Genomic DNA, 1,138 nt, shown 5'->3' on the forward strand with positions numbered 1-1,138 from the left:
TATCATCTTACTTTGATTAACTTATAATTTTAATCTGATAAATATGTAGAAACCTTATTTAAAAATTATTTTCAGTAAACTTAGAATAAAACTTATGAGCATAGAAAAAATTGTTGAACAAGCTTTACAAGATGGTTATTTAACACCTTCTATGGAAGCAGAGGTAGGATTAATTTGTAACACGGCTTCTGAATTATCAATTGAGGAATATATGGCTCTTGATCGTTTAATGGGAGCTTTATTAACAGGAGAAGTTGTTGTTTTACCTCGTAAACAATTTATTAATGTTATGGAAGAACTAGTGCTGTCTGAGGCTATCGCACGAGTGACAGAGATTGAGGCCACTAGCGAAAAAACCCTTGATGTGGGAGATATTGCAGCTTATGCTTTAAATAGACTTCCTCCTTTATATGCTACTACAGAGGAGGGCGCTCAGTTTCAAAGGTCTAAAGCTAAAGATGAACTTCAAAATCTAATTTCTCAGCAGATAAATGAAGCTATTGCTCAAAATATAGATAGACAACCAATTAATTCTACACCTTTTGGTAGTTATCCTGATGTTGGTTCACAACTTAGTGAATTACTTAAATCTTATGCTCCACATTATGAACAATAATCTGATTTATAATTAAATTATCCTGACTAGATAGGTACATTAGGCTTGTTTGTTCTAAGAATAAAAAAATTATATAAACAAAAAAAATATTTATATTAGTAATTATGAAGTATTCTAAATTATTATTTGCTAGGTAAATATGTAGTTTTTTTTACATCAAAAATTGACAATTCTATATCATTATTTATTTTGTTTATGAACAAAGTGGACTAAATTTTAGAAATACCACCTATGAAATAATTAGAGTAGAGATGTTTGAAAACATCTTCTACTCAACAAATAAAATTGAAATAATAGCAAGGAGAATGTTTTGTATATCAGTACATAGTATCTTAGAAAATGAAAATACAGTCAAAATACTAAATATTCAATAATTCAATCTTTAGGTATTTATTATTAATTACTATTTTTTGAAGTATTACTAGGAGAAGGAAATATACCTACTTCTCCTAGTAATACTTCAAAAAATAGTAATTAATAATAAATACCTAAAGATTGAATTATTGAATATTTAGTATTTTG

Annotated in this window: 1 protein-coding gene; it reads left to right on the plus strand. The window is 27.2% G+C overall.

Features of this window, described 5'->3' with window-relative positions:
• Positions 1-94: 94 nt before the first annotated feature.
• Positions 95-616 carry a late competence development ComFB family protein gene (locus tag F6K13_RS34245; RefSeq protein ID WP_124145733.1) on the plus strand — a complete coding sequence of 174 codons (522 nt, stop codon included), beginning with the start codon at positions 95-97 and terminating at the stop codon, positions 614-616.
• Positions 617-1,138 lie beyond the last annotated feature (522 nt).

The organism is Okeania sp. SIO2B9 (genome assembly GCF_010672505.1).
Lineage (GTDB): Bacteria > Cyanobacteriota > Cyanobacteriia > Cyanobacteriales > Microcoleaceae > Okeania > Okeania hirsuta.

Bases quoted from the DNA above. Each gene is read 5' to 3' on its own strand.
- F6K13_RS34245 (WP_124145733.1), top strand. From the start codon at position 95: ATGAGCATAGAAAAAATTGTTGAACAAGCTTTACAAGATGGTTATTTA.